Origin of the sequence: Halorubrum sp. ASP1 (genome assembly GCF_005435135.1) — an archaeon.
Classification (GTDB): domain Archaea; phylum Halobacteriota; class Halobacteria; order Halobacteriales; family Haloferacaceae; genus Halorubrum; species Halorubrum tropicale.
Map to the genome: position 1 here is coordinate 69,107 of NZ_SGUA01000004.1, position 26,245 is coordinate 95,351.

Annotated in this window: 30 protein-coding genes, 2 tRNA genes and 1 pseudogene; 19 read left to right on the forward strand and 14 right to left on the reverse strand. The window is 66.8% G+C overall.

Annotated features, from left to right (window positions below; translation table 11 throughout):
* Positions 1 to 109 precede the first annotated feature (109 nt).
* Positions 110 to 523 carry a type IV pilin domain-containing protein gene (locus EXE48_RS07185; RefSeq protein WP_137711077.1) on the forward strand — a complete coding sequence of 138 codons (414 nt, stop codon included), beginning with the start codon at positions 110 to 112 and terminating at the stop codon, positions 521 to 523.
* Positions 524 to 530: 7 nt separating this feature from the next.
* Here EXE48_RS07185 and EXE48_RS07190 read toward each other — a convergent pair whose 3' ends face one another.
* The gene (locus EXE48_RS07190; RefSeq protein ID WP_137711078.1) at positions 531 to 788 is read right to left on the reverse strand and encodes a DUF7386 family protein; all 258 of its coding nucleotides are present in this window, start codon (positions 786 to 788) and stop codon (positions 531 to 533) included.
* 239 nt (positions 789 to 1,027) lie between these two features.
* Complete coding sequence (locus EXE48_RS07195; protein WP_006113927.1) at positions 1,028 to 1,237, reverse strand: DUF8053 family protein; 210 nt, start codon at positions 1,235 to 1,237, stop codon at positions 1,028 to 1,030.
* A 113-nt stretch (positions 1,238 to 1,350) separates the two neighbouring features.
* Here EXE48_RS07195 and EXE48_RS07200 point away from each other — a divergent pair, with 113 nt between their 5' ends.
* The 10 genes from EXE48_RS07200 to EXE48_RS07245 all read left to right on the forward strand — a co-directional run bounded on the left by EXE48_RS07200 (position 1,351) and on the right by EXE48_RS07245 (position 8,230).
* Entirely contained in the window at positions 1,351 to 1,761 is a 411-nt protein-coding gene (locus EXE48_RS07200; RefSeq protein ID WP_053771138.1) for a DUF8023 family protein, read from the forward strand.
* Positions 1,758 to 2,021, forward strand: a complete 264-nt coding sequence (locus EXE48_RS07205) for a DUF378 domain-containing protein (RefSeq protein ID WP_137711079.1) — start codon at positions 1,758 to 1,760, stop codon at positions 2,019 to 2,021. Before EXE48_RS07200 ends, EXE48_RS07205 begins: the two co-directional genes overlap by 4 nt.
* Positions 2,021 to 2,539 carry a hypothetical protein gene (locus EXE48_RS07210; RefSeq protein WP_137711080.1) on the forward strand — a complete coding sequence of 173 codons (519 nt, stop codon included), beginning with the start codon at positions 2,021 to 2,023 and terminating at the stop codon, positions 2,537 to 2,539. Before EXE48_RS07205 ends, EXE48_RS07210 begins: the two co-directional genes overlap by 1 nt.
* A gap of 164 nt (positions 2,540 to 2,703) precedes the next feature.
* Positions 2,704 to 4,290 (forward strand): Env/VP5 family phage fusion protein, encoded by a 1,587-nt coding sequence (locus EXE48_RS07215; RefSeq protein WP_206750429.1) that lies wholly within the window; start codon positions 2,704 to 2,706, stop codon positions 4,288 to 4,290.
* Positions 4,290 to 4,469: a hypothetical protein gene (locus EXE48_RS07220; protein ID WP_137711081.1), complete on the forward strand. Its 180-nt coding sequence runs from the start codon at positions 4,290 to 4,292 to the stop codon at positions 4,467 to 4,469. The genes EXE48_RS07215 and EXE48_RS07220 overlap by 1 nt, the downstream gene beginning before the upstream one ends.
* A gap of 32 nt (positions 4,470 to 4,501) precedes the next feature.
* Entirely contained in the window at positions 4,502 to 5,041 is a 540-nt protein-coding gene (locus EXE48_RS07225; RefSeq protein WP_137711215.1) for a DUF8063 family protein, read from the forward strand.
* Positions 5,038 to 5,808 (forward strand): DUF8125 domain-containing protein, encoded by a 771-nt coding sequence (locus EXE48_RS07230; RefSeq protein ID WP_241991963.1) that lies wholly within the window; start codon positions 5,038 to 5,040, stop codon positions 5,806 to 5,808. The genes EXE48_RS07225 and EXE48_RS07230 overlap by 4 nt, the downstream gene beginning before the upstream one ends.
* Positions 5,798 to 6,889 (forward strand): hypothetical protein, encoded by a 1,092-nt coding sequence (locus EXE48_RS07235; RefSeq protein WP_137711082.1) that lies wholly within the window; start codon positions 5,798 to 5,800, stop codon positions 6,887 to 6,889. Before EXE48_RS07230 ends, EXE48_RS07235 begins: the two co-directional genes overlap by 11 nt.
* Positions 6,890 to 7,078: 189 nt before the next feature.
* Positions 7,079 to 7,486, forward strand: coding sequence for a PD-(D/E)XK family putative nuclease (locus tag EXE48_RS07240; RefSeq protein WP_137711083.1), 408 nt, complete (start codon positions 7,079 to 7,081; stop codon positions 7,484 to 7,486).
* A gap of 114 nt (positions 7,487 to 7,600) precedes the next feature.
* Positions 7,601 to 8,230 carry a hypothetical protein gene (locus EXE48_RS07245; protein ID WP_137711084.1) on the forward strand — a complete coding sequence of 210 codons (630 nt, stop codon included), beginning with the start codon at positions 7,601 to 7,603 and terminating at the stop codon, positions 8,228 to 8,230.
* A gap of 15 nt (positions 8,231 to 8,245) precedes the next feature.
* Here EXE48_RS07245 and EXE48_RS07250 read toward each other — a convergent pair whose 3' ends face one another.
* The 5 genes from EXE48_RS07250 to EXE48_RS07270 form a co-directional block, all read right to left on the reverse strand.
* Positions 8,246 to 8,722, reverse strand: a complete 477-nt coding sequence (locus EXE48_RS07250) for a hypothetical protein (RefSeq protein ID WP_137711085.1) — start codon at positions 8,720 to 8,722, stop codon at positions 8,246 to 8,248.
* Between the two features lie 290 nt (positions 8,723 to 9,012).
* Positions 9,013 to 10,629, reverse strand: a complete 1,617-nt coding sequence (locus EXE48_RS07255; protein ID WP_137711086.1) for a DUF7845 domain-containing protein — start codon at positions 10,627 to 10,629, stop codon at positions 9,013 to 9,015.
* Positions 10,630 to 10,735: 106 nt separating this feature from the next.
* On the reverse strand, positions 10,736 to 11,047 hold the full coding sequence (locus EXE48_RS07260) for a DUF5658 family protein (RefSeq protein WP_137711087.1): 312 nt from the start codon (positions 11,045 to 11,047) through the stop codon (positions 10,736 to 10,738).
* A 112-nt stretch (positions 11,048 to 11,159) separates the two neighbouring features.
* Positions 11,160 to 11,402 carry a DUF7563 family protein gene (locus EXE48_RS07265; protein ID WP_137711088.1) on the reverse strand — a complete coding sequence of 81 codons (243 nt, stop codon included), beginning with the start codon at positions 11,400 to 11,402 and terminating at the stop codon, positions 11,160 to 11,162.
* A gap of 180 nt (positions 11,403 to 11,582) precedes the next feature.
* A tRNA-Arg gene (locus EXE48_RS07270) sits at positions 11,583 to 11,657 on the reverse strand.
* Positions 11,658 to 11,991: 334 nt separating this feature from the next.
* Between EXE48_RS07270 and EXE48_RS07275 the strand changes: the two genes are divergently transcribed.
* Both EXE48_RS07275 and EXE48_RS07280 read left to right on the forward strand, forming a co-directional pair.
* Positions 11,992 to 12,591 carry an RAD55 family ATPase gene (locus EXE48_RS07275; RefSeq protein WP_053772001.1) on the forward strand — a complete coding sequence of 200 codons (600 nt, stop codon included), beginning with the start codon at positions 11,992 to 11,994 and terminating at the stop codon, positions 12,589 to 12,591.
* A gap of 84 nt (positions 12,592 to 12,675) precedes the next feature.
* Positions 12,676 to 13,098, forward strand: a complete 423-nt coding sequence (locus EXE48_RS07280) for a CoA-binding protein (RefSeq protein ID WP_137711089.1) — start codon at positions 12,676 to 12,678, stop codon at positions 13,096 to 13,098.
* Positions 13,099 to 13,158: 60 nt separating this feature from the next.
* On the opposite strand, the gene EXE48_RS07285 is transcribed toward EXE48_RS07280, so the two are convergent.
* Positions 13,159 to 14,139, reverse strand: a complete 981-nt coding sequence (locus EXE48_RS07285) for a PLP-dependent cysteine synthase family protein (protein WP_137711090.1) — start codon at positions 14,137 to 14,139, stop codon at positions 13,159 to 13,161.
* Positions 14,140 to 14,331: 192 nt separating this feature from the next.
* Between EXE48_RS07285 and thrS the strand changes: the two genes are divergently transcribed.
* Positions 14,332 to 16,281 (forward strand): threonine--tRNA ligase, encoded by a 1,950-nt coding sequence (gene thrS / locus EXE48_RS07290; RefSeq protein ID WP_053772004.1) that lies wholly within the window; start codon positions 14,332 to 14,334, stop codon positions 16,279 to 16,281.
* Between the two features lie 63 nt (positions 16,282 to 16,344).
* Here the strand turns inward: thrS and EXE48_RS07295 are convergent, their stop codons facing one another.
* On the reverse strand, positions 16,345 to 17,880 hold the full coding sequence (locus EXE48_RS07295) for a PAS domain-containing sensor histidine kinase (RefSeq protein WP_053772005.1): 1,536 nt from the start codon (positions 17,878 to 17,880) through the stop codon (positions 16,345 to 16,347).
* A 174-nt stretch (positions 17,881 to 18,054) separates the two neighbouring features.
* On the opposite strand from EXE48_RS07295, the gene EXE48_RS07300 reads away from it, so the two are divergent.
* Positions 18,055 to 19,227, forward strand: coding sequence for a pyridoxal-phosphate-dependent aminotransferase family protein (locus EXE48_RS07300; RefSeq protein WP_137711091.1), 1,173 nt, complete (start codon positions 18,055 to 18,057; stop codon positions 19,225 to 19,227).
* A gap of 157 nt (positions 19,228 to 19,384) precedes the next feature.
* Positions 19,385 to 20,104, forward strand: coding sequence for a class I SAM-dependent methyltransferase (locus EXE48_RS07305; protein WP_137711092.1), 720 nt, complete (start codon positions 19,385 to 19,387; stop codon positions 20,102 to 20,104).
* Between the two features lie 36 nt (positions 20,105 to 20,140).
* Here the strand turns inward: EXE48_RS07305 and EXE48_RS07310 are convergent, their stop codons facing one another.
* The 3 genes and pseudogenes from EXE48_RS07310 to EXE48_RS07320 form a co-directional block, all read right to left on the reverse strand.
* Complete coding sequence (locus tag EXE48_RS07310) at positions 20,141 to 21,439, reverse strand: MFS transporter (RefSeq protein WP_053772008.1); 1,299 nt, start codon at positions 21,437 to 21,439, stop codon at positions 20,141 to 20,143.
* Positions 21,440 to 21,504: 65 nt separating this feature from the next.
* Positions 21,505 to 21,720, reverse strand: a pseudogene (locus EXE48_RS07315) (SDR family oxidoreductase); the annotation flags it as partial.
* Between the two features lie 94 nt (positions 21,721 to 21,814).
* Positions 21,815 to 21,888: transfer RNA gene (locus tag EXE48_RS07320), tRNA-Lys, on the reverse strand.
* A 253-nt stretch (positions 21,889 to 22,141) separates the two neighbouring features.
* Between EXE48_RS07320 and EXE48_RS07325 the strand changes: the two genes are divergently transcribed.
* Together EXE48_RS07325 and EXE48_RS07330 are read left to right on the forward strand one after the other, a co-directional pair.
* Positions 22,142 to 23,608: a DHH family phosphoesterase gene (locus tag EXE48_RS07325; RefSeq protein WP_053772010.1), complete on the forward strand. Its 1,467-nt coding sequence runs from the start codon at positions 22,142 to 22,144 to the stop codon at positions 23,606 to 23,608.
* Between the two features lie 83 nt (positions 23,609 to 23,691).
* Complete coding sequence (locus EXE48_RS07330) at positions 23,692 to 23,901, forward strand: DUF8145 family protein (protein ID WP_137711093.1); 210 nt, start codon at positions 23,692 to 23,694, stop codon at positions 23,899 to 23,901.
* Positions 23,902 to 24,013: 112 nt separating this feature from the next.
* On the opposite strand, the gene EXE48_RS07335 is transcribed toward EXE48_RS07330, so the two are convergent.
* Positions 24,014 to 24,988 (reverse strand): nucleotidyltransferase family protein, encoded by a 975-nt coding sequence (locus EXE48_RS07335; RefSeq protein WP_137704259.1) that lies wholly within the window; start codon positions 24,986 to 24,988, stop codon positions 24,014 to 24,016.
* A gap of 152 nt (positions 24,989 to 25,140) precedes the next feature.
* Here EXE48_RS07335 and EXE48_RS07340 point away from each other — a divergent pair, with 152 nt between their 5' ends.
* The gene (locus EXE48_RS07340; RefSeq protein ID WP_137711094.1) at positions 25,141 to 25,440 is read left to right on the forward strand and encodes a transcriptional regulator; all 300 of its coding nucleotides are present in this window, start codon (positions 25,141 to 25,143) and stop codon (positions 25,438 to 25,440) included.
* A 15-nt stretch (positions 25,441 to 25,455) separates the two neighbouring features.
* Here the strand turns inward: EXE48_RS07340 and EXE48_RS07345 are convergent, their stop codons facing one another.
* Positions 25,456 to 26,133 (reverse strand): DJ-1/PfpI family protein, encoded by a 678-nt coding sequence (locus EXE48_RS07345; protein ID WP_137711095.1) that lies wholly within the window; start codon positions 26,131 to 26,133, stop codon positions 25,456 to 25,458.
* Positions 26,134 to 26,245: the final 112 nt, after the last annotated feature.

Below are 26,245 nucleotides of genomic sequence, written 5' to 3' on the forward strand. Positions count from 1 at the left end.
CTACTCTAACCAGCAACCGAGCCGAACAGAAATTTGGCCGACTCGGGCGTCAACGACGGCGCCCGATTGGGCCGGTATCTAGTTCGTCGGTGGCCGCTGGGTTCAAACAATGAAACCAAGCAACCAATCCAACACAGAGGATAGGGCGGTCAGTCCTGTCATCGGTGTTATACTCATGGTCGCAATTACCGTCATCCTGGCAGCCGTCATCGGGACGTTCGTGCTAGGACTCGGCGACCAGTTAGGTGACACCGCGCCGCAGGCATCGTTCACAGTGGACAACACGGACGGGAACACGATCAATTTCACAAAGACAGGCGGGCAGTCGATTAACGCAGACGATCTAACCCTCTCGGTCAACGGATCGAGGATTAATAATGACTTTACACCGGGCGGTAATTGGCAAACAGGAGCCAGCCAAGGAGTGGATTACGGTACAGTCTCCCCCGGTGAACAGGTTGTTCGCATTATCCACGATCCGAGTGGAAATGCGATCTACGAGCAGACGGTAGAGTTCCCGTAATATCGGTTCATCGCCACTGGCTTTCGATTTTTGTTCTATACCGCAGCCCGAGTACATCTGTATTGAACTGCTGGATCGCCACCGGATCTAGTTCACCACGAGCCTGATGGATGTTCTCTTTTGACTGAATCAGATGCGCGAGCGCAGCGTCAATAACGACGCTCATCGGTGGGTCGTCATCGGGGCCGCTCGCTACAATCTCACTCGCCTTTTCGAGTTGGCGCTCGCGTTCGTCGGTGATCTTGAGGCTTGTTCGACGGCTCATTTATACCACATTGTATGTACGGGGGTTGTGATCCCGCCGTTCTGGAGTAACTGAACCGGTCCGTCTTGAAGTAGTGCCCACGGATCGGCTACGATCACCGCGGCTGCCACACGCAACCCGAGCGATTTCTATGTACTTCACGCGCCGACTGCGCCGAGCGAAGTACATAGATCGCGGATCGTGAATACATCTGCGTCGGACCCCACGGGGTCGCGTCGAGAACCCCTCTCCACGAGGTTTCACGCTCGCCCCACGAGCTCCAACAGCGTCGGCACTTCGCCGTCCTCCGGGAAGCGCACCAGGTACGCACGCTCGCCGACGCGCTGCGTGTGAGCGTCGGCCTCCTTGATCGATCCGTCCTCGGCGACTAAGCCGTCGAGTTCGAGGTGCTGTTTGTCGATCGTTACGGTTCCGCTGCCGTCGCGGTCGACGAGACTTTTGAAGCCCATCGACCCTCGCGGGCACGGTGGTTTACTTAAATGTACCTCAAAGTGACACGGAACGGGCGTAGACCGTACTGAATGCGGGAGTATATGGGGATCACCGTGGCCCGGCCGCTCGCATGGCGAAAATGGAATTCGACGCCGTCGACGCCGCCCTCGTAGTGGCGGGGCTCGCCTCGGCGTTCATGCTTGTCGGTATCGCAACGTTCCAACTGTTCGACGTGAACTTTGGTGCGACACAGTTCACCGTCGCGGGGATCGGCCTCTCGACCGCGTGGATCATCGGCTACGGGTCGATCGTCGGCACTATCCTGACGAACGACAACACCGAGTTTCAGTCGCTCTCTGACGACATTCAGGGGCTTCAAGGCTGGTACATGTTCGCGGCTATCGGGACGCTCGTGCTTCCGGTCGCGTTCGTCGCGCTCCCTGACACGGTCGGTACCTTCTTCCAGAGTTCCGACCTGTGGGGACTCCTGTACGTGGTAGCGGTTACTGCCGGCCAGCTCGCGCTGGGGTGGATGCTATGAGCTCCATCTGGGATGGAGAGGACACGATCGCGGGAGTGATATGGATCCTCACCTCGATCGGCTCGATCAACTGGGGGCTGCTGGAGTTCTTCGACTACAACGCGGTCGCCGAGCTCGGCACCGCGCTCGGCTCGCCGACCGTCGCGACCGTCGTCTACGGCGCCGTCGCCGTCGCCGGCGTTGTGACGCTCGCCGATCACGCCGGGTTCTACGACGTCCCCGACTTCGTCGACCAGCTCCGCGGGGACGGGGGAGACTAATGAACCGCAACACAAGCGCGGCCCTCGTCGTCGCGATCGTCGCGATCGCCGCAATCGGGCTCGCGTTCGGCGCCGGCGGCGTCGCCGGTCAGACCAATTCAACCGAGCTCGCGAACGACATGCTCGACGTCACGAACACGACCGAATCGGTCTACGTCGACGTGACGGGCGCCAACGACATGAACGGCAGCGGACCGGTCGACGTGAACGTGACGTTCACCGGGCTCAACGAGAGCGACGGGAGTAGTACCGTGCTCAACGAGACGACGATCTCGGTCGCCGAGAACACGACCGAGTCCGCGAACGTGACTCTCAACGAGTCCGACCGCGCGGCCTACGACTCGGTCCGCGTCGTCGCCTCGACGGGAGGCAACTCTTCACTCATCGACTCGGTCAACTGGGGCACCGTCGGGTCCGCCGGCGGAGCCGGAGCCGGACTGCCGGCGCCGACCGGAACAGCCGGGCTCGCGTTCGTGGTCGCGCTGCTACTGTATGCCGCCTTCACGAAAGACGAATGAGCGCAACACAACCAGATTCGCCCCGGCTCACTCGTCGGGGACTAATGCGGACGACGGCTGTCGGGATCGGCGCCGCCGCCGGCGTCGGCGCGCTCGGGTCGACCGCGCGACCCGCCGCGGCGATCGACTGGGGGAGCGTCGGTAAGACCGCGGCGCTCGCCGCCGTGAGTCCGCCGGTCGCGCTCGGGTGGGCACTCCGCGAGTACGAGGTTCTCGGCTCTGACTCTCCTGCTGAGGGTCTGACCGCGTCGGCACTCGAACGGGATGTTTACGAAACGGCTCGCACCCGAACCTCGACGAACGCCAGCACGATCGTCGATAACGGAAACATTCTCGACGGCATCGAAAACACCGCGTATACCGACGCGAAGATCGCGGCCATCGACGAACTGAACGCCGGCTCAACCGAACAGGCAGTTCTTGATACTGCGACCGCCGCGATCGATTCCTACGAAACAACCATCCGTAAGAACCTGCTTAACACGTGGAATGAGTCGGTCTCGGAGTTCTCTAACATGGTATCTACTATTGAATCTCACCCTGATCTTACCGTCATGGATGTCCTCGACTGGAGTAATCCAATCTACGACAGCGGGACGCCGCAGAATTATTCGGAGTTCACCTTCCCAACATCCTCGATCACTCTCCCGAGCGGCGAGGATTTCACCCTCAAAGCGATCGGCGCAAATGCTGGCGGCGCTCTGTACGATTGGGACCCCACTTACCAAGACGCCGATGGAGGTGGTGGAGTCTGGAACATCGACGCTCAAATCCCCGTTTCTACGTCGTCCGGTTCGACGACGTACATGGTCTTCTCCGACTGGAATGCCATCTACACCGAGATGGATACCAAATTCCAAAACGTGCGAGACGGAATTCAGACGTGGATAACGAGCGTCTACGGCGACGTCCAGAGCGGCGAGATAGAAATCTCCGAACTCATCACGCCCCGCGAACGGGCGGCGATGCTCTCGTCGGATGAGTCGGAGGCACAGGCGATCGCGGATCTCGCCGCTCTCAACATCCCGATCGACCCGGAGCGAGAGGTTACAGTCACCATCACCGAGACCGGAGCGACGCTCTCGGGGACGATCGGCCTCACGGACGAGTCGGACGGGCCGATCGAATCTGGGACCACCTACGACCCGAGCACCTTCGCCGGGGACGTCTACCTCACGGCCGACGTGAGTCAACTCTCGGGAACGTGGAACGCTTATCAGACCGGCGTCGACGGCGGGACCATCACGCTCACCGCGCAACCCTACGACGGGACGGTCCTGAACGTCACCACGACTGCCGGCGAAACCGTCTCGGTCTCCGCGAGTGATTGGACCGACAACGGCGACGGCACCTACTCGTACGACGCCAGTGGAGACCTTGAGACCAACATCACCGAGGTCGAGTCCGTCGAGTACGTGTCCGGCGCCGATCAAACGCAGTACGAGGCGCTGAATCTCTCTAAAGAGTTTACCGTCGAGTCGATCGTGAACCGAGAGACCGGAGAGAACACGTCGAGCGCGTCGTTCGAGTCGACCGAGCCACAGACCGACTCGAACTATATCACGCAAGAGGAGTGGAATCAGCTCGAACAGCAGAATCAGGAGCTCATCGAGAAATACGAGGAGTCGCAGAGCTCCGGAGGCGCCGGCGCCGGCTTCTTCGACGGGAGCTCGCCCGACGTCGGACTCATCGCGGCCGTCGTCGGGGGCGCGGGAGTCGTGTACGCGCTCTTCGGGCAGGGGGAGAACTGATGATCAACCCCCTCGCGCCGTACCTGTCGATCCTGTCGTTCGTCGTCGAGCCCATCCTCAAATTCGGCACGGCGCTGGTTTTCGTCGGGGTCGTGATGGTGGCCCTCGGCTACGACCCGATCGGTCTCGCGTGGGGGTTCGTCGAGAGCACGATTCGGTCGGCGATTCCGGGGGTCTAATTATGCGCCGTATCCTGATTTTTTGTGTTGCGGTGAGCCTCGCGGCTTGTGTTGCGGTCGGCGGCGCCGCCGCACAGGACGACGGCGGTCCCGGCCTAGAGACGAACACGTCCGTCGACGTCGGCGAGCCCGAGACCTACGCGCAGGAGGTCGACGCCGACACGCGGCTCGTCGAATGGGAGTACAACCGCGACCGCGGTGGGTTCAGACTCCTATTCGAGACCGACAAGTCGACGCGAATCACCCTCACCGAGGCGGTTCAGTTCGGCGAGGGCTCGGGCTCCGGCCGTATCTACCAGCACCGGCTGCCGGAGGGGCAGACGGAGGTGTTCGTCTCGGTGCCGCTCCGCGCCGGGCAGGCGGCCGTGACTATGACCACGCCAGGCAGCATCGCGAATAACCGGTTCGCGTACGTCTCGACGGGGCAGACGACGCCGGACCGCCCGCCGATCAGTTACGAGCGAGCCCAGATCCTCATCCTCCTGTCGGGCGTCGGCGGCGCCGGGCTCACCTTCCGCGTCGTCAAGAACCGCCGCGAAGACGAGGAGAAATCCGTCGAGAGGGTGCTATGAACCCGATTGAGGCAGCCCGCGAGCGACCGATCCTCGCCGGCGGGCTTGTGTTGCTGTTCGTCGCCGGCGCTGAGAGCGGTCGGTACCCTTACCCGTGGGAGATCGACGGCGCCGGCGTCGTCGCGACCGCTGCCGTCGCGATCGCAATCGGCGGGTACGTCGCCGGCGGCTACGTGGTCGACTTGCTCCCCGATGAGGAGGGGATCTATCTCGTCGCGTTCGAGGCGGACGACGACACGGGCGGCGCGGTCTACGAGCTCAGCGAGGACCAGTTCGCGGACATGGAGGTCCACGCCGGGAGCCTCTTCGAGTGGCCTGTTGCGAAGCGCGTGTACGAGTGCCGCGAGTACCGACCCGAGGACAACGTTGCCGTCGCGAACTGGCGGGAGTCCGTCGCGGGCTCCGAGCTCGCGGGCAACGTCCAGGTCGTCGACGCGCTCGAAGCGGTCGCCGAGCTCCGCGAGGAGTTCGAGCCCGACGCCCAGAAGGCGCGGCGCCTCAAGCGTCGACTCCGGTCGATCGCTCGGACGCTCGACAAGCGTCGGCTCAAGGATCAAGAGGTGATCCTGGACCCGACGCTCACGCCGTCGTTCGACGACGAGGGCGCGACCGTCTCGGCGATTCTCGACGAGGAACTACCGGACGATCTCAAACCACAGAGCATGAAGGGAGACGACATCGACACCGAGCGGAACGGCCACGGAGACACGATCGGCTTCGAGCTGCTAGACGAGACCGAGGCCCTGGAGGTGGACGATGAGCGGTAAGACCGGCGCGTACGCGGCGGCCGAGCTCGCGAGCGCGCTCCGGGGCGAGGATCCGGGCGAGCACGTCCGCGGGTACGCCGGTCTCGTCGACGACCGGCGGACGCTCGCGGTGCTGAACTACTACGACGGCCTGCTCGACGAGCCGATCGAGGAGACTCGGATCGGCCGGTTGATCATCTCGAACGCCGCGACCGAGACGATCGACGAGGCGGTGCGGCACGGCTCAGTCTCGCAGATGAAGAGCGCCACCGGGCTCACCGGACAGGAACGCGAGGGCGGCGACCTCTACCGCGACGCCGCCGGCGAGCTCGCGCACGAGGGCGCGATCGGGCTCGTGTTCGGCGCGCCCGGCTCGGGCAAGACCGCGACGACGCTCGACGTGGCGATGGCGTGGCGGATCCGGACCGGCGGCGCGCTCATCGGAAACACGTCGTGGGACGGCTTCGACCGCGTGGTGCGTTCCGACCGGGAGATGCTCGAAGCGATGGCGGAGATCGAGGGGCCGGTGCTGGCGGTCCTCGACGAGATCGCCCAGGAGCTCTCGGGCTTCGGCTCGGGCAACAAGGCGGCCGAGCAGTTCTCGGACTCGTTGCTCTTTATCCGCAAGAAGGAGTCCAAACACGGGCCGCACCCGAAGCGCGGGAGCGTCCTGCTCGTCGGGCACACCCGCACGAAAACCGCGAAGTCGATCCGACGGGTCGCATCGCTCGCGATCGAGAAGCCCTCACGGTCGGACCCGGGTCGCGCTCGCCTCCTCGAAAGCGAGGGCGGCAAAGACGACTGGGAGGAGGGGAGCGACTACAAGGGCCTGACCGACACGGCCGCGGACTACCCCGAGCACGAACCGAGCGAGTTCGCGATCGAACTCGTCGACGAGGACGACGGGAGTGAGGGCGTCGACGCCGACTCGGTCCGGCGCGAGGAAGCGATCAGCAAGGCGATCCGTGCGGTCGAGAATCACGGCATGACGTACGCGGACGCGGGCGACCTCGTCGGCTACTCCGCGGCGTGGGTCTCCGACCGCATGGCTGAATACAGGGACGGTGACCACGGCGAGGTGGTGAACGATGCCGTCGCGTGAATCGATAGACGCGGCGGCGGTTCGCTCGTTCATTCACCCGCCCGCCCCGGCGCATACCTCTGTTTATACGCGTGCGATCCCGGCGGGGGGTCCGAATCCGCGGGGGGCCGCGCGGCCGGGGTTCGGTCGAGGTTCGTTCGTCGACTCCGATCGGCGCGGGGACCAACCGCAACCCAAACGAGGATCGGCGTGAGCTACGACCCGGCGATCGTCGGTCGATACGGGAAGCTCGTCGAGCTGTGGGCGACGGATCACTACCCGCTCACGCTCGACTATCCGGTCGTGGACGGGCTCAAGTTCGACGCGACCGACGAGGATGGCCGTCCGTGGGACGTGAAGGGGTCGATGGTCAACGGCGTCCGACCGACGTTCAAGTTCTGGGAGGACCAACACGAGACGCTCGCGGACGCCAATGGCGGGTACGCGCTTGTGTGGTACCGAGCGGAAGGCAGAGAGATAACCGTCGTGTCGTCGCGCACGGTTCGCGCTCGGGATTTAGAGATAACGAACTGGACGAACCCAGGAGAGACGCATTATCGGAGTCACTCGCGGGAGGCTCAGCTATCAGCAGTCAGGCTAATGAAAAATCTTCAATGAACATATCCGGCGTGGATCATTACAGAACACTGGATGGGAGGAGGGTCATCATAGAAATATTCCTTGGACGGTAGTAGAGAATGAATTAATTACTTCACGGACCACTATGCCGATATGTCAGACAAACAGTTATCCCTGCTTCTTTTGGGTGGATCACATATCGGAGATTCAAGCGACCGGTTCGAATTAACTAAACAAAAGTTTGACACGGTAGATTTTGTTTTCATCGAATGTGTCACTGATGATGAATCAGCATATACAAAAGCAAAAACCAGTGTTATAGCGCCTCTTATCGTTCTGGGTGCGATATTAGTCTTAGCCGCAGAGTCCATTGCGAACGCGATAGGAAAAGGAGACGAGCAGTTGAAACAACAGATTGCTAATGAATATGACGTGGAGATAATAGAAGTTGATGGGAGTTTTCACCCAACAATTAATTCCTCGCCGTATTTTTGGTTTCTATCGAATTTTGCCCTCCTATTCATCGTATTTGTAACGCAGGCAGCGTTTGGAAATCCAATATTTACTCTAATTGCTTTCATCTACGTTACCGCGGTGGCATTCCTGTCGTACCTAGCTGCTACGCTGTATGGACGGGACGCACAGATGGCACTCGACATCGAACAACACGCACAAACACACTCGGGAAATGCCTGCGCGATTGTCGGCGGACATCATGAGAGAGGCCTAATTGATAGGCTCATAAACAGTTCCAACGTACAAATTATACCACAAGACGATTGAAAAATATGACACAATTCAAATTTCTTTTTTGCTCAGTTTCCTCACCTTCTGGGACAGATTAAGTATCTCTTCCTCTCGTTCTTTGAAGTCCGACTGTGAATTTATGTGTAAAGGAAGATTTTCAATTTCTTGGCAGGCAGAGATGAGGTCGGTCATGGCTGCCTGTAGCTCTTCATCAACATTATCACCCGCTTCTATTCGTCCCTCAAGTTTAATGAGAACCCCTGCTTGGCGGCCAAGTTCTCTCTGAATCTTAGAATGATCGGGCTGTGGGTTGTCTTTCTCAACTACTTGGCTAAACTCATGGTCCCATGTAGATTCGATATCACTAGCAGCATTATTCACTAGTTGGAACCATTTTTGACGATCATTTTCTTTCTCAATCTGATTTCTTCTCCATCTTTTGTATTCAAATGGTAAGACATCTCTAAATATAAACACGGATACTACACCAGCACCATATGCCACCAAATTAGAGATGATGTCAACCATGGATCAAAATCAAGCCAGGTCGATATGAATTTTTTGAGCGGTCCTACCGCGATCTGCGTTTGGCTTCGCGGAGGGAGTGTGGTACCTTAGCTGTGTGGCCTTAGCCACACCCCTAACCGCCAACCGACCCCCCGGTGTCGGTTCGGCGTCGACGAGCAGCTCGTTGAGCTCGGATCCGTGCTTGTGTTGCGGGCGAGATCATCACGGACCCGCCGGTCGGAGGGGTCGATCGAGGCGAAACGGCCGCAAAAAGAGGATCTGGATAGTGTTGCCACTCACGAGGGGCCGCGCTACCGGAGCGTCTGACCCTTCCCCCACGCACTCCGCACCGGCCGGATCTTCGGACCAGATGCGTCGCGGTAGTGCGAGACCGCTTCTTTCAGTCGCTCCGGATCGCGACCCGCACCGACCCAGTACCGCTTGAGCCGCGTCACCAGCTCCGACCAGGACTCGTCGGCGAGGTTCCCCATCCGCACCCGGAGGTGCGCTTCGCGCTCGTCGATGTGGATCCCGTTCGCTTGGCAGAACGCGATCAGTTCGTCCGTACGCTCGTCGAGGGACGCACGCTCGGCGTTTTGAACCGCGTTCGCCGCAGCCCCCATTGCGTTCCGGACGCCCTCACGCGCCGCGTCGAGCGCTTCGACGACCTGCTCCGCGACGTGATGCGACCGCAACGCGACGGATCCCTTCTCGCGAACGACCATATTCTCGATCCGTCGGAGTCCCCGGCGGACGCTATCGGGATGCCAGTCGTGTTCGTCCGCGATCTCCGCCGGCGACACGTCGCCACCGTCCGCGACGAGCGTCTTCAGCGAGTCCCACTCGACCGGCGAGAGGCCGTCGGCGAGCTGCCGGACGACCACGTTTCGCTGGTCGCTCTCGACGCGTTCGAGGTTCAGCGGCAGCACACGCAAGCGGTCGACGGTCTTCGCCTCGAAGTACGCGTCTTCGACGAACGTCCGCCCGCCGCTCGGTCCGTCGTCGTCGAGCGGCTGCGTGGGGAGCCCCGACTCGTTGAGCGTCGCGAGGATCGCCTCTTCGAGCTCGTCGGCGATCTCGTCGTGGTCGACCGGCCGCAGGGTCTCGTCCCACCGGCTCGACTGATACGACGCTTCGACCTTCGGGTGCGCGAGCGGGTGGTCGTCGGGGAGCGACTCGGCGTTCCGCGCGTAGTAGTGCTTGAACTCCTTCGGGATCCGGTGGTCGGGGAACGCCTCGCGGATCCGCTTCGGCCCGAGCGTCACCGTGTGGTAGTAGCCGGCCCGCTCGGTGTCGTCCTGAATGAGCTTCCGGTATCCGGACCGGTCGCTTTCGAGCAGGTGGCCCATCCGTGCAAGCGGGCCTTCGCGGGAATGGATCGCGCCACACACGTCTCGGTCGATCCGGACGTACCGCGCCGCGTCGATCACGACGCTGTACTCGTCGTTGCGGCTCTCGAAGTACATCGGGTCGAGCGTCACGGCGCCCGCTGCGCGCTGGATGACCGACTCCACCTGATCGAACTCGACGTTCGACGCGTTCACCCGGACGTTCACCGCGTCGCCGAGGTCCCACATCGGCCGCGCGACCGATTTCCCCTCGGTGGATTCGAGCCCGCGCCACCGCGGCTGAATCAGTGCTTTCACCTTCCGCTCTCCGACCTCGTCGTCGGCGATCGCGTTCAGCCGGAACTCCCGCAGCGTGTCGAAGTCAACACGGGTCCCGTCCGGCGTCTCCCCGCCGTCCGGCGGCGCCAGCCCGGACTCCTGATAGGAGAGCGTGACGCGCCACTTCTCGCCGTCGAGCGTGAAGCTCCCGCGCCGGCTCCCGGTCGCGTCGACGAGCCGCGCGGCGCCGAACCACGCCCCGAGCCCGGAGTACACGTAGTTCGCCATGTACTCGTGCGGGGCCGTCTCGACGGCCTTCATCGCGAGCGCCCCGCCCGGTTGAGGTAGCAGCCGGCGCACTCGGTCCGTCCGTCGATACGAACACGGACCGAGGGGCGCTCGCGGCCGCACGTCTCGCAGCGGCGCGTCACGCGAACACCACCACCAGGTTCACCGCCGCGACCGCGGCGCCGATCGTCGCGATGCCGAGTCCGACCCACTCGGGCGTCTCTAGGGCGTCGGCCGCGACCGGCCACGCACCGCAACACAAGCCGACGGCCGCGAGCATCGTGACCGCCGCGGGCAGCTCCCCCATCGAGAGCAGCTCTCGGACGATCGGGTTCGCTTCCGCGCTCGGACCGACCGCTCGGGCCGCGAGGATCGTCGTCGCCGCGTCGAGGACGCCGTGCGACGTGAAGATCGCCGCAGTCTCCCCCGCTCGGGAGCGGTCAGAACTCACGCCGATCGCCCCTGTTGGGCGTCGCGTTCCCAGCGGAGCCGGGCGGCGTCGCGGACGTGCGGCCGCGGACCCTGTGCGGGATCGTAGAGACGGCTCGCGCGGACGAACGGCGTCATCCCGACAGCCCTCCGTTCCACGGCTCGCCGCCGTTGCGGGCGGGGTGGTGTTGCGGGTCCGGCGTGTCGACATCTTTCCCGGCCGCGCTCCCCTCGCAGATCCGCACCCACGAGTCGCACTCGGGACAGCGGTGTGCGCGATCGTCGTCGTCGCCGTGAACCCGACCGAACCGCGGCGGGAGGTGCGACCCGCACTCCAGGCAGACTCCGGACTCGTCGGGCTTGATCCGGAGCACCATCATCCGGAGATCACCCCGACGTTGGTCGGGTCGATCGCCCGACGCGACGGGGTCGCGATCGGTGACGTATTCAACCCGATTTCGGGGACGGGTTCAGAAGGAACCGATTCGGCCAATTCCGTGGCGTAGCGAGCCGCTACGGCGGAATTGGTATTAGTCGCGAAACGGTCGGTGAGGAAGTGGGCGCTACAGGATTTGAACCCGTGGCAACTTGGTCCGAAGCCAAGCACTCTGTCCAAACTGAGCTAAGCGCCCTCATTCCGAGTTACCGCCGAGAGCGTGTTAAGTCCCGCGATCCGAACGCGCCGCCGCGCAGTCGGTCGGTCCGCGGGTCTCGTCGACCGAGAAATCGATTCGGCTCCGTGATACGTTCCCGCGATCCGGCCGCGTGCGGATCCGCGCTCGGCCGCGAATTCCGCGATCGAACGGGGTGTACCGCGGCGTCGAAGTCGGGCGGCGCCTCGCAAGGGGCGATCAAAAAGAATATTATTCGGAGCGGGCATGTTCCGGTAGTAGATGTGTCCTGGTCGTACGGCCTCCCGGCCGAACGAGCGGCTCGCGCCGTCGACGTCGCCTCCGAGGTGCGTCCATGTATGAGCTGACGCCGCATTTCGACGCCGAGGTCGAGCCCGGGACCAACATCCTGTTGACCGGCCCGCCGCTCAGCGGGAAGCGGTCGATAATGATGGACATTCTCGCCGCGGGGACCGACCGCGACGAGGGCGCGATCGTCGTCACCACGAAGGACGGCGCCGACCGGGTGCTCCGCGACTACGAGAAGCGGACGCCCTACGAGGGGAAGCCGGTCGCGGTCGTCGACTGCGTCACCCGCCAGCAGGGCGGCGAGACCCGCGAGTCCGACCGGATCAAGTACGCCTCCTCGCCGGTGGACATGACGGGGATCGGGATCAAGCTCTCCGAGTTCCTCCAGGCGTTCGGCGACCGCGGCATCGAGCGGAACCGCGTGATGGTCCACTCGCTGTCGACGCTCCTGATGTACTCCGACCTCCAGACGGTGTTCCGCTTCCTCCACGTGTTCACGGGGCGGGTCCAGAGCGTCGACGGGTTCGGGCTGTTCAGCATCGACTCGACGGCCCACGACGACCAGGCGATGAACACGCTCAAACAGCTGTTCGACGGGATCATCACCGTCCCCGAGGACGGCGAGCCCGACATCCGGCTGCCCTGAGCGGGGTCGGCGCCGGCCGCCTCCCCCGCCCCGACGCGCCGACCGAGGGATCCGCTTAATCGCGTTGCGACCCAACGGCGAGCCATGCCCATCACCGACGACGCGGGACTCGACCGCCTGCTCGACGCCGAGACGATAGCGGTCGTCGGCTGCTCGACGACGCCCGGGAAGGCAGCCCACGACGTGCCGGCGTACCTCCAGCGGCAGGGGTACGAGGTGATCCCAGTGAACCCGTTCGCCGACGAGGTGCTCGGCGAGCGCGCGTACGACGCGGTCGGCGAGGTCGAGGAGTCGATCGACCTCGTGGACGTGTTCCGCCCGAGCGAGGAGGTGCCGGACATCGTCGAGGCCGTCCGCGAACGCCACGCGGGCCGCGGCGACGCCGGCGCGCTGTGGCTCCAACTCGGGATCAGCCACGACGAGGCGGCCGCGGCCGCCGAGTCGGACGGGATCGACGTGGTCCAGGACCACTGTCTCAAGGTCGAACACGGCCGCCTGCGCGGATAGGGGCGCCTGCGCGGATAGCCTCTGCCTCCGGAGCGCGTCGCGCGGGCGGCGCCGCGCCGCTCACCCCTCCCACTCCTCGAACGACCGGTAGACGCCCTTCGAGAGGTAGCGCTCGGAGGAGTCGCAGAATATCGTGGCGACCGCGTCGTGCGGGGCGTCGATCGCGCCGTCGCGGATGTCGCGGGCGACCCGCTTCGCCGCGATCGCGTTCGCGGCGGCCGACGAGGCGACGAGCTGTCCCTCCTCGGCCGCGAGCCGGGCCATCTCCTCGTGGACCTCGCGGTCGGGGACCGCGACGATGTCGTCGACGATCCCCGGGTCGAACAGCTCGTTGCGGTCGATGTCGTGGGTGCCGATCCCCTCGGTCTTGTACTCCTCGTGTTCCACGTCTTCGCCGAGGAACTCGCGGTAGGCGGACCCGGCGGGCTCGACGGCGACGACGTAGGTGTCCGGGTCGCGCTCGCGGAAGTACTCGGCGAGGCCCATCAGCGTCCCGCCGGTGCCGCAGCCGGCGACGACGGCGCCGACCTCGCCGTCGAGCGCCGCGTCGATCTCCGGCGCGGTCGTCTCGTAGTGGGCCTCGACGTTGAGCGGGTTCGAGAACTGCTGGGGGACGACGGCGTCGTCGAGCTCCTCGGCGATCTGGTGGGCGCGGTCGATCGCCAGGCCCATGCCCTCCTCGCTCGGCGTGTTCACGACCTCGGCGCCGAGCGCGCGCATGAGCTGCTGCTTCTCGACCGAGAAGCGCTCGGGGACGACGAAGACGGCGTTCAGGTCGAGCTGTCCGGCCGCGACGGCGAGCCCGATGCCGGTGTTGCCGGCGGTCGGCTCGACGACGGTGCCGCCCTCGCCCACGTCGCCGCGCTCCAGCATGCGTTCGAGCATGTACTTCCCGATGCGGTCCTTGACGCTCGCGCCGGGGTTGAACGACTCCAGCTTGGCGTACACCGGCACCGCGTCCGGCGCGTCCTGGACGTCGACGAGCGGCGTCTCCCCGATCGTCTCCAGCACCGACGACAGGGGCTCCCGATGGTCCGTCATAGCCCGGCAAACGTTGCCGCGGGATTTGTGTGTTGCCATCGGTCCGTCCGGTTCCGGGGCTCCGCGGCGAGGGCAGTCTTTGCCGAGAGCGGCGCGGCGCGACCGAACGGGTTCGCGCGTCGCGGCCCGCGACCGTGCGACGCCCCGCCGCGGATCGAACACACTTATGCCGGTCGTCCGGCTCCGACCTGTATGAGCGAGACCGATGCGGAGGCCGAGGTGACGGTCGTCCTGCCGGACGGATCAGAGCTGACCGTTCCGGCGGGGTCGACAGTCGAGGACGTCGCCTTCGAGATCGGCCCCGGGCTCGGTCGCGACACCGTCGCGGGGAAGATCGACGGCGAACTCGTCGAAAAGTACGCGGAGGTCCACGACGGCGCGCGGATCGAGATCGTCACCGACCAGTCGGACGAGTACCTCACGGTGTTGCGCCACTCCGCGGCCCACGTGTTCGCGCAGGCGCTCCAGCGGCTCCACCCGGAGGCGACGCTGACGATCGGCCCGCCGACCGACGACGGCTTCTACTACGACGTGACCGACGTCGACGTCGACGAGGACGACCTGGCCGCCATCGAAGAGGAGATGGAGGAGATAATCGCGGCGGACTACGACATCGAACGCGAGGTCCGGTCGCGCGAGGCGGCGAAGGAGACCTACGCCGACAACGAGTACAAGCGACAGATCTTAGACGAGGAGGCCGACGGCGAGGAGGTCACCTTCTACGTCCAAGACGACTGGGAGGACCTCTGTCAGGGCCCCCACGTCGAGTCGACCGGCGAGATCGGCGCCGCGACGCTGTTGGAGGTGTCGGCGGCCTACTGGCGCGGCGACGAGGAGAACGACTCGCTGACGCGCGTGTACGGCACCGCCTTCGCGAGCGAGTCCGACCTCGAGGAGTACCTCGAACTCCGCGAGCAGGCCCAGGAGCGCGACCACCGGAAGATCGGCCAGGAAATGAACCTCTTCTCGATCCCGACGGTGACCGGGCCGGGCCTCCCGCTGTACCACCCGCCGGGGAAGACCGTGCTCCGCGAGCTGTCGGACTTCGCGAACGAGCTCAACCGCGACCACGGCTACGAGGAGGTCGAGACCCCGCACGTGTTCCGGACGGAGCTGTGGAAGCAGTCGGGCCACTACGAGAACTACAAGGACGACATGTTCCTCCTCGACGTCAACGACGAGGAGTACGGCCTGAAGCCGATGAACTGCCCGGGCCACGCGACCATCTTCGACCAGCAGAACTGGTCGTACCGCGACCTCCCGCAGCGCTACTTCGAGAACGGGAAGGTGTATCGGAAAGAGCAGCGCGGCGAGCTGTCGGGGCTCTCGCGGGTCTGGTCGTTCACCATCGACGACGGCCACCTGTTCGTCCGGCCGGACCAGATCCGGGGGGAGATCGAGTCGGTGATCGAGATGATCTTCGAGGTCGTCGAGACGCTCGACCTGGAGGTCGAGGTCGCGCTGGCGACCCGCCCCGACAAGTCGGTCGGCGGCGACGATATCTGGGAGTCCGCCGAGGAGCAGCTCCGCGACGTGCTCGAATCGGGCGGGTACGACTACGACGTCGAGCCCGGCGACGGCGCCTTCTACGGCCCGAAGATCGACTTCGGCTTCGAGGACGCCCTTGGCCGCGTCTGGGACGGCCCGACCGTCCAGCTCGACTTCAACATGCCCGATCGCTTCGACCTCACCTACACGGGCGAAGACAACGAGGACCACCAGCCCGTGATGATCCACCGCGCGCTGTACGGCAGCTACGAGCGCTTCTTCATGGTCCTCATCGAGCACTTCGACGGGAACTTCCCGCTGTGGCTGGCGCCCGAGCAGGTCCGGATCCTCCCCGTCTCCGACGAGACGCTCGGCTACGCCCACCGCGTGAAGAACGAGCTGGAGGACGCCGGCTTCCGCGTCGAGGTCGAGGACCGCGACTGGACGGTCGGCCGGAAGATCCGCGCGGGCCACGACGACCGGCTCCCGTACATGGTCATCGTCGGCGACGACGAGCGAGAGGCGGGGACGGTGTCGGTGCGCGACCGCTTCGAGAATCAGCGCGGCGACGTCGACCTCGACGACTTCGTCGACCACCTCGTCGCCGAGCGCGACGAGAAGCGGACGGAACCCGACTTCGTCGACGACGAGTGACGGCGGAGCCGAGCGTCGGTCGGTGACGGGCGACGCCGCGCGCCCCTCGCGGCGCGCCGACCGTCAGATCAGGTCGACGCCGGCGAACTCGAACCGCGCCCCGCCGTCGGCCGACTCGGTCACGCTGACCGTCCAGCCGTGTCCGTCCGCGATCTGCGAGACGATGTCGAGCCCGAACCCGGTGCCGTCGCTCGTCGTCGTGTACCCGGACTCGAACACGCGGTCCCGGTCCCCCGCCGGGATCCCCGGGCCGTCGTCGGCCACGTAGAACCCGTCGCCGTCGGAGAGGGGGCCGACCTCGACCGCGACGGCGCCGGACTCCCGCGCCGCGGCCCCGTGTTCCGCGGCGTTCCGAAACAGGTTCTCGAGGAGTTGCCTGAGCCGCTGCTCGTCGGCGCGGAGGGCGTAGCCGTCGCTCGCGACGCGGAGCGTCCCGCCCCGGGTGTCGGCCGTCTCCCAGGCGTCCGCGGCGAGGGCGGCGAGGTCCACGCGGGTCAGCTCGTCGACGCCGCCGCCCTCGCGCGACAGGGTGAGGACGTTCTCGATGAGCGTGTCCATCCGCGAGAGGGCGCGCCGAACGGGCTCGACGTGTTCGCTCTCGCAGTCGTCGGCGAGGAGCTCCATCCGCCCGCGGGCGGTCGTCAGCGGGTTCCGCAGGTCGTGGCTCACGACGCTCGCGAACTCGTCGAGCCGGTCGCGCTCGCTCGCCAGCCGCTCGGCCGCGCGCCGCCGCTCCAGCTCGTAGCTCACCCACCGCGTCAGCAGCTCCACGAACGTCCGCTGGGAGTCGGTGAACGGCTCTTCGCGCGCGTTCGTGTCGGCGAAGCAGAGCGTGCCGAACCGCTCGTTCTCGACCTCGACGCGGCCGCCGACGTACGTCTCCAGCCCGAACGTTTCGTACGCGGGGTCGCCGGCCCATCCCTCCGCCGAGGCGTCGACGATCGTCAGGAGCCGGTCGCGTTCGAGCGTCCGCTTACAGTACGCCTCGTCGAGCGGACACGTCTCGCCGGGCTGTAACAGGGGGTGAGTGGCGTGCGAGACTTCGACGTGCTGGGTGTCGTCCTCGATACGCGTGAGAAAGCCGTTCGGCACGTCGAGGTACTCGCGGCCGATCGTCAGTATCTCCGCGACCTTCTCCTCGAACGTGCGGTCCTGGTCGGAGGACACCGCGTACAGCCGCTGCATCGCGCGGAGGCTCTCCTCCTGGCGCCGCTCCAGTTCGCGTCGCTCGGTGACGTCGTGGAGGTAGACGGAGAGCCCCTCGTCCGACGGGAACGCACGCGCGTTGAACCACGTGTCGAGCGGCTCGTAGTAGGAGTCGAACGAGACCGGCTCCTGTGTCTCCATGGCGCGGCGGTACTGGTCGTAGAACACGGTCTCCCTCGACTCGGGGATCGAGTCCCAGAGGTGCGCGCCCTCGACGGAGCCGTCCGGGCCGACGGCGTCGTCGCTCATCGCGGACCGGAGGACCTCCCTGCCCCGGCCGTTCGCGAACACGATCCGCCAGTCGCCGTCGAGGGTGAAGAACCCGTCCGACATCCGGTCGAGGACCGTCCGGAGGTCCTTGTTCGACGCCGACTCGCCCGCGCCGTCGCTCATGTCACGGCGCACGTGTCGCGGACGGTTAAGTTAGGGTGGATTCCGGACAGGACGCGGCTGGGCGCCGTTCCGACCCGTCGACTCGGCGGCGCGCGGCGGCGCACAGAGCGTGTGACGAGGCACGGGGTCGCCCCTTCCGTCGGCTTTTTGCGTTCGCTCGTCCGGAGGTGACGTATGTCGAACCAGCAAGCCGAGCCCGGCGTCGACGACCGAGCGCCCGAAGTCGGAGAGCTGACGCCGCCGGACCGCACGCTGATGGGGCCTGGACCGAGCGACGTCCACCCGCGCGTTCTGAACGCCATGAGCACGCCGCTGGTCGGCCACCTCGACCCCTCGTTCGTCGAGATAATGGACGAGGTCCAGAAGCTGTTGCGCTACACGTTCCGGACGGACAACCAGTGGACGATCCCCGTCTCGGGGACGGGGTCGGCGTCGATGGAGGCCGCGGTCGGCAACCTCGTCGAGCCGGGCGACACCATGCTCGTCCCGACCAACGGCTACTTCGGCGGCCGGATGAAGTCGATGGCCGAGCGCGCGGGCGGCGAGGTCGTCGAGGTGTCGGCCCCCTGGGGCGAGCCGCTCGACCCCGTCGACGTCGAGCGCGCGTTCGACGAGCACCAGCCGGACGTGTTCGGCTTCGTCCACGCGGAGACCTCGACCGGCGTCCTCCAGCCGAGCGTCCCCGAGCTGACCGACATCGCGCACGCCCACGACGCCCTGGTGATCGCCGACTGCGTCACGTCGCTCGGCGGCGTGGAGATGCGCGTCGACGAGTGGGGCGTCGACGCGGCCTACTCCGGGCCGCAGAAGTGCCTCTCGTGTCCGCCCGGCGCGAGCCCGCTCACGCTCAACGACCGCGCGATGGACAAGGTGCTCGACCGCGACGAGCGCCCTCGCTCGTGGTACCTCGACCTCTCCCTCCTGGAGGGGTACTGGGGCGACGACCGCTCGTACCACCACACCGCGCCGATCACGAACGTGTACGCGCTCCGCGAGGCGCTGCGCCTCGTCGCCGAGGAGGGGATCGAGTCGCGGTGGGCCCGCCACCGCGAGGTCGCCGGCGACCTGAAGGCGGGCCTCCAGGACCTCGGCCTGGAGATGAACGCCCCCGACGAGTACTGGCTCCCGAGCCTCAACGCGGTGCGGGTGCCGGACGGCGTCGACGACGGCGCGGTCATCGACCACCTCCTCGACGAGTACGACCTGGAGATCGCCTCGGGCCTCGGCGACTTGGAGGGCGACATCTGGCGGATCGGCTGTATGGGCTACTCCGCTCGCCCGAAGAACGTCGAGTACGTCCTCGCCGCGTTAGAGGACGCGCTGGCGGCGCGGGGACACGAGGCCTGAACCGCGGTCCGGGCGCGCGGCCCGGCCGCGCAGCCGACCCCGTCGGGACGAATCTGGGCGAGCGGCCGACCCAGTCGAGACGGACCCGGTCGCCCCCGTGCGAACCGATACCGCCGTTCCCGCTCGCTTTTTTTCTCGGGGAGCCGACCGTGCCGCCGTGACCGACGCCTTCGGACGCGCGATCCGGGACCACCACCGAGGCGAGCGGACTGAGCCGCTCCGGCAGGGAGACGGCGAGGAGACGCGCGAGCACCCGATCGAGGCGTTCTACCTCACCGGGTTCGACCGGGAGAGCGACGCGGGGCCGTGGCTCGCGTCGCGGCTCAGCGGGCCGCTGGTCGACCTCGGCGCCGGGGCGGGCCGCCACGCGCTGCGGTTTCAGGAGCGGTTCGAGACCGTCGCCGTCGAGTCCAGCCCGGCGCTCGTCGAGACGATGCGCGAGCGCGGCGTCGTCGACGCCCGCGAGGCCGACATGTTCGCCCTCCGGGAGGCGTTCGAGCGCGACCGGTTCGCCTCGGCGATCGCGATAGGGACACAGATCGGACTGGCGGGGTCGATGCGCGGGCCCTCCGCGTTCCTCGGCGACCTCGCGTTCGTGACGACGCCGGACGCGACCGCGGTCGTCGACTGCTACGACCCCGACCATCCGGGCGCCGCCGACCTCCTCGGCTACCGCGAGGACCCGACGCCCGGGCTCGCGGGCCGCGTCATGTGGTTCGCGTACGACGGCGAGCGGGACCCGACGCTCCGCTTCACCCTCTTCTCGCCGGACCGACTCCGCGAGGCGGCGATCGGGACCGGGTGGGCGGTCGAGGCGGTCGACCGCTCGGGATCGGGCGAGGGGCCCCGCTATCGCGCCGCGCTCCGGAAGCGGTAGTCGACCGGCGTCGCGCTCGCCTCGCGAGCGCGGCCGCTACCACGCGGTCAGTGCCGCGCGGCCGTGATCGGCGGCGAGGATCCCGAGGAACGCTACGACGCCGGTGATCGCGAAGGCGCCGCCGACGTAGAAGACCGACCCCATGCTCACCTCGACCATCAGCCAGCCGGCGATGAGCGGCCCGGCCACGGAGCCCGGCCGCCACACCAGTTCGCGGATGCCGAAGCTGGAGGCGACGCCGCCGTCGTCGGTCCCCTCGTCGGCGAACAGCGCCATGCTGGCGGGCTCGCGGAAGGAGTCCGCGACGCCGAGCAGCCCGGAGAAGGCGACCAGCGGGAGGTACGCCGGCGGAAGCTCGCCGAGGATCGGCACCGTCACGCCCGCGCCGAGCGCGCTCCCGACGGCCGCGGAGAAGGGGATCGCGACCGCGACCGCGCCGTAGGCCCCGCCGCCGGCGAAGACGAACAGCGACCGCCCGTAGGCGTCGGAGAGCCGGCCGGTGAACAGCTGGCCGACCATGTTGGTCGCCTTCTCGGCGGTGACCGTCACCGCGACCGCGGTCGCGCCGACCGCGAGCCCGCCGGCAGCCAGTTCGGTCCCGGCGTAGATGGGGACCCACGTCCGCACCATCGTCACGGCGAAGGCGTACTGCGCGCGGAACGTCGAGATGGTCAGGATCCGCCGGTTCACCGCGAGGTCGCTGAACGGGAACCCCCCGACCCGTGTGGGGTCCGGGTCGAGGACCCCCCACGTGACGAGCCACGCGGCGACCATCAGCGCCGCGATGATCGCGAACACCGGCCCGAAGCCGACGGCGTCGTAGACGGCGCCCGCACCGAGCGACCCCAGTATCGAGGCCCCGAACGAGGCGGCGTTCGCCTTGCCGATCTTGTCGGCCCGCGTCCCGGCGCCGGCGATCTGGCCGACGAGCGAGAGCGTCATCAGCCCCGCGCCGGTGACGACGAGCCCCTGGAGCGCGCGGACGAGGATGAACGTGCCCGAGGTGTCGACGAGCGGGAAGAGGGCGTACACGCCCGCGCCGACGCCGAGGACGCCGAGCAGCACGAGCCGCTTGTCGAACCGGTCGCCCGCCCACGCGAGCGGCACCACGGCGACCGTCTGCGCGAGCGTGAACCCGGTGGTGTACATCCCGATGACGAAGCCGGCGGAGAGCGTGACCCCCAACACCGTCGTCGCCTGCGGGTCCAGGGCGTTGATGTACGTCGGCAGCAGCGTCAGCAGCGTGATGAACCCGAACCCCTCGGCGAACCGGGTGAGGTAGAGCGCCCAGAACTGCGATCGCTTCGCCCCGTCGGTCGCGCCCGCGTTGCTCACACCGGATCCGCGCCGACCGGTTCAAAAGGGATTACGATTCGAAACGCCGTGCCGGACCGCTCCGCTCACATCGTGTCGGCGTACTTGTCCCGGCGGTAGAGGTCGATCTCGTGGGCCGACGAGCCCGGCCACGACGCCGCGAACGCGATGGCCTCCGCGACCTCCTCGGGTTCGGTGACGCTGCCGGGCTCGAAGCGCTCTTCGAACGGCTCGCCCTCCTCGCTGCCGGACTCGGTCCGCACCGCGGAGGGGTTGACCACCGAGACCGCCGCCGCGCCGTCGAGCTCCGTCATGGGTCTGCGATCGGAGAGCGCGGACATACAACGACGCGTCGAGGCGAGTCACCGCGTCGCTGTCGCTCTGCGGTTCAGGGTACGGGCCGGGCGCGATTTGAACACGCGACCGACGGATTAAGAGTCCGTCGCTCTCCCTAACTGAGCTACCGGCCCTCATCAAATTGTACCGCTGTCGAGTTAAAAGACCTTTTCATTCGACGACGGTCGGACGGCTCGGATCCGGAAGGCGAGAGCGGCGTCGACTCGCGTGCGCTCGGACCGACCGATCGGAATGCCGAGGGCTGTCGACTCGACGGAGACGACGGCGCGGGGAGCCCGGTCGGTCACACGTTCGGGGCGCACAGACGAACCCCGCGCGGACGGTGAGAGCGCACTCGTTAAGTGTCGTGCCGCGGAAATCCCTCCAATGAGTAGTGGGGCATCCGGATCCGCGCGGACCCGATACGCCATCCTCGGCTGTGGAAGCGTCGGTCACGCAGTCGCTGAGGAACTGACCGAGCGCGGGAAGGACGTCCTCATCCTCGACCGCGACGAGAGCCGCGTCGAGGCGCTCCGCGATCAGGACCTCAACGCGCGCGTCCAAGACATCGTCGAGCCGGACGTCGTCGACGAGCTCGGCGACCGGGACATCGTCCTGGTCCTCGCGAGCGACGTGGAGGCGAACAAGGCCGCGGTCTCCGCGGTCAGGGAGACCGGCGGCGACCACTACGTCGTCGTCCGGGCGTCGGACCCCGTCAGCGAGGACGAGCTGCGCGAGCGCGGCGCGGACGTGGTGATCAACCCCTCGACGGTGATCGCCGACAGCGCGCTCCAGTCGCTGGAGACCGGCGAGCTGGAGTACATGGCGCGTCAGCTCGCGGAGATCATCGAGGACGGGGGCGACCGCATGGCGATCCTCACCCACGACAACCCCGAGCCGGACTCGATCGCGTCCGCCACCGCGCTCCAAGCCGTCGCCGAGGCGTTCGGCGTCGACGCCGACATCATCTACTCCGGCGACGTGGGCCACCAGGAGAACCGCGCGTTCGTCAACCTCCTCGGCATCGACCTGCTCGCCCGCGGCGAGGCGCCGGCGCTCTCGGAGTACGCGACCGTCGCGGCCGTCGACCTCGCGAAGGCCGCGGCCGAGGACCTCGACCTCGACGTGTCCGTCGACATCTACCTCGACCACCTGGAGTCGGAGGTGCCGTTCGACGCGCGGTTCGTCGACGTGCGCACCAACGTCTCCTCGACGTCGACGATCCTCACGAAGTACCTCCAGGAGTTCGACCAGTCGCCCTCGGAGGCGGTCGCGACCGCGCTGCTGTACGGGATCCGCGCCGAGACGCTCGACTTCAAGCGCGACACGACGCCGGCCGACCTGACCGCGGCCGCGTACCTCCACCCGTTCGCGAACCACGACACCCTCGAACAGGTGGAGTCGCCGTCGATGAGCCCGGAGACGCTAGACGTGCTCGCGGAGGCGATCCAGAACCGCGAGGTCCAGGGGAGCCACCTCTTCTCGACGGCCGGGTTCATCCGCGACCGCGAGGCGCTCGCGCAGGCGGCCCAGCACCTCCTCAACTTGGAGGGGATCACGACGACGGCCGTGCTGGGCATCGCCGACGAGAAGATCTACCTCGCGGCCCGCTCGAAGGACATCCGGCTGAACATCGGCAACGTCCTCGACGAGGCGTTCTCGGAGATGGGCGACGCAGCGGGCCACTCGACGCAGGGCTCGTTAGAGATCCCGCTCGGCATCTTCACCGGCATCGAGGCGAGCGGCGAGAACCGCGACACGCTCCTCCACCTCACCGAAGAGGCGGTCCGCCGGAAGCTGTTCGACGCGCTCGGCGTCGAGGGCGGCAGCGGCGACGGCTCGAACGGGTCCTGACCTGCCGACTCGGGGCGGATCGCACCCGCGCCTCGGCGGGGTCGTTTTCCGGCTCGGCCCCGTACCTACGAACGCTACGCCGCATGTACGTTCCCGAGGACCCGCCGCCGGACTGTCCCGCCTGCGGCGACCAGTACGACTCGGTCTCCCGTCACACCGGCGGGTTCGTGGCGAACCTGCTCGACAACGAGCGCTACCAGCGGGTCTGTTTCTACCCCGCGACCGACGGCGGTGAGCCCGCGTTCGACTGCTATCACCACACGCACGCGCAGGCCGGGACGGACGGCGATTGACCGCGAGTGAGCAGGGCAGTGGCTAGCTGAGAGGGGAACGAACGGCGGCTGACACCGGCTGACGGCGACTGACCGCGAGGGCGCAGGGCGCCCCCCGGCGGTCGCGACGCGCTCAGAAGTCGTCGCCTTCGGTGATCGAGGTGTACGAACCGATCAGCGCGCCCGAGAGGGCGACGCCCTCCAGGGTGGCGCCCGTGTCGATCACGGTGTTGCGGACCTCGGAGTCGGCGATCGTCGCGTCCTCGAAGACGACCGCGCGGTCGAGCGTCGAGTCGGTCACCGTCGCGCCCGACATGACGTGGACTACGCCGCCGAGGTCGCTCCCCTCGACGGTCGCGTCGTCGGCGACGAGCGTTCCGCCGTCGAGCGCGTACTCGACCGCGTCGAGGTAGGAGTCGGCGGTGCCGATGTCGAACCACGCGCCGTCGAAGGTGAACGCGTGGACCGCGCCGCGCCGCTGGAGCCACTGGAGGAACCACCCCGGCTCGTCCGGGTTGTTGTCGTCGTCGAGGTAGGTTGTGAGCTTCGGGAGCGTCTCCGCGGGGAACGCGTAGCAGGCGATGGAGACCAGCGTCGACTGCGGGTCCGCTGGCTTCTCCTGGAAGTCGACCACCTCGTCGCCGTCCAGCTGGACGAGCCCGTACGACTTCGCGCGCTCGCGGTCGCCCACGTCGTAGGCCGCGAGCGTCGGCGTCCCCTTGTCCTCGAAGAAGTCGGCGAAGTCGGCGATGTCGAAGCTAATCATGTTGTCGCCGGCGACGACGATCAGGTCGTCGTCGACGCCCTCGCGGTCGACAAGCTGTTCGAGCGCCCCCACCACGCCGAACTTCTCGTCCTCCTCGACGGTCTCTTCGACCGACAGCGTCGGCTTCTCGAACGGGCTGTCGGCGAGGTACTCGGCGAAGGTGTCGGCGAAGCGCTCGTTGGTCGAGACGAACACCTCGTCGACCCTATCGTCGGCCTCTAAGTCCTCGAATATCTCGTCGATGACGGTGTTCTCGCCCACCGGCAGGAACATCTTCGGCCGGTGTTCGGTGATCGGCCAGAGCCTGGTCGCGTAGCCACCCGCGAGTACAACGGCTTTCATACCCGCTCCGTCTCACCCCGGTGACATACCTCTTGTGCCCGAGTCGTCTCCGATTCGCCCGGGGGTGTCGACGCCGTGCGCCCGCTGACTCGCCTCCGAGCGCTCGCGCTCCGATCCCGGACCGTTTTGCGCGTCGCCCTCGACGTTCGCCCATGGAGACGACCCGCCAGCGGATCGCCGACGCGCTCCGGGAGGAGCCGCGGACGGCGAGCGACCTCGCCGAGACGCTGTCGCTGCCGACGCCGACCGTGTACGAACACCTCGACCACGTCTCGCGGTCGGTCCGAGAGGGGAACGCCGGCGGCGGCGACGCGGACGAGGAGTTCCTCGTCGCGCCGCCGACCTGTAGCGAGTGCGGGTTCGACGGCTTCGACGACCCGGTGAACGAGCCGTCGCGGTGTCCCGAGTGTAAGTGCGAGCGGATCGAGGAGCCGGCGTTCGTGATCCGGTAGGGAGGCTCGCGCGGCTTACAGCTCGTCCAGCAGCGTCGTCGCCGCGTCGGCCGAGGAGCCCGGGCCGCGCGCGGTGATCAGGTCGCCGTCGACCGTGACGCTCGCGTCGGCGTCGAGTTCGGCGTCCCAGTCGGCGCCGGCGAGGACGACCTCGTCTTCGACCCAGTACGGGAGCTTCCGGCCGTCCGGCAGCACGTCGTCCTCGTCGACGATGTCCTCCTCCCACGCGTTCGGGAAGCCGGTCACCGAGCGCCCCTCGACGAGCGGCGTCCCGTCGGCTTCGCGGGTGAACCCGAGGATGCCGACCGCGTGACAGACGACGAGGGCGACGCCGTCGTCGCCCGCGACCGCGTCGAGCAGGAGCTGCCGGGCGTGGCGGTCCTGGTTCACGTCCCAGACGGTGCCGTGCCCGCCGGGGAAGACGACCGCGTCGTAGCCGTCGACCTCGACCGTCGCGATCGGCTCCGGATCGTTGAGTTCGGGGTGGCTCTCGTCGACCTCGCGAAGCTCCGCGACGCGTTCCTCGCCGCCAGCTGCCTCCGGGTCGAGCGACCGCTCGTCGACGACCGGGGGCGACCCCGAGGGCGTCGCGACGGTCACGTCGACGCCCTCGCTTTCGAGCGTCGTCAGCGGTTCGATGCACTCCTCGGCCCAGTACCCTTCTTCGCTCACGACGAACAGCGCGCTGGTCATGTGTACGCCCCCATTCACGCCCCCGACACAAAAGGCGCCCGCGGCCGGCAGCGATGAAGGACGGCGCCGGGTTTATAAATTGACGCAGCGATGCGGTCGGCGCGCGCCGCCG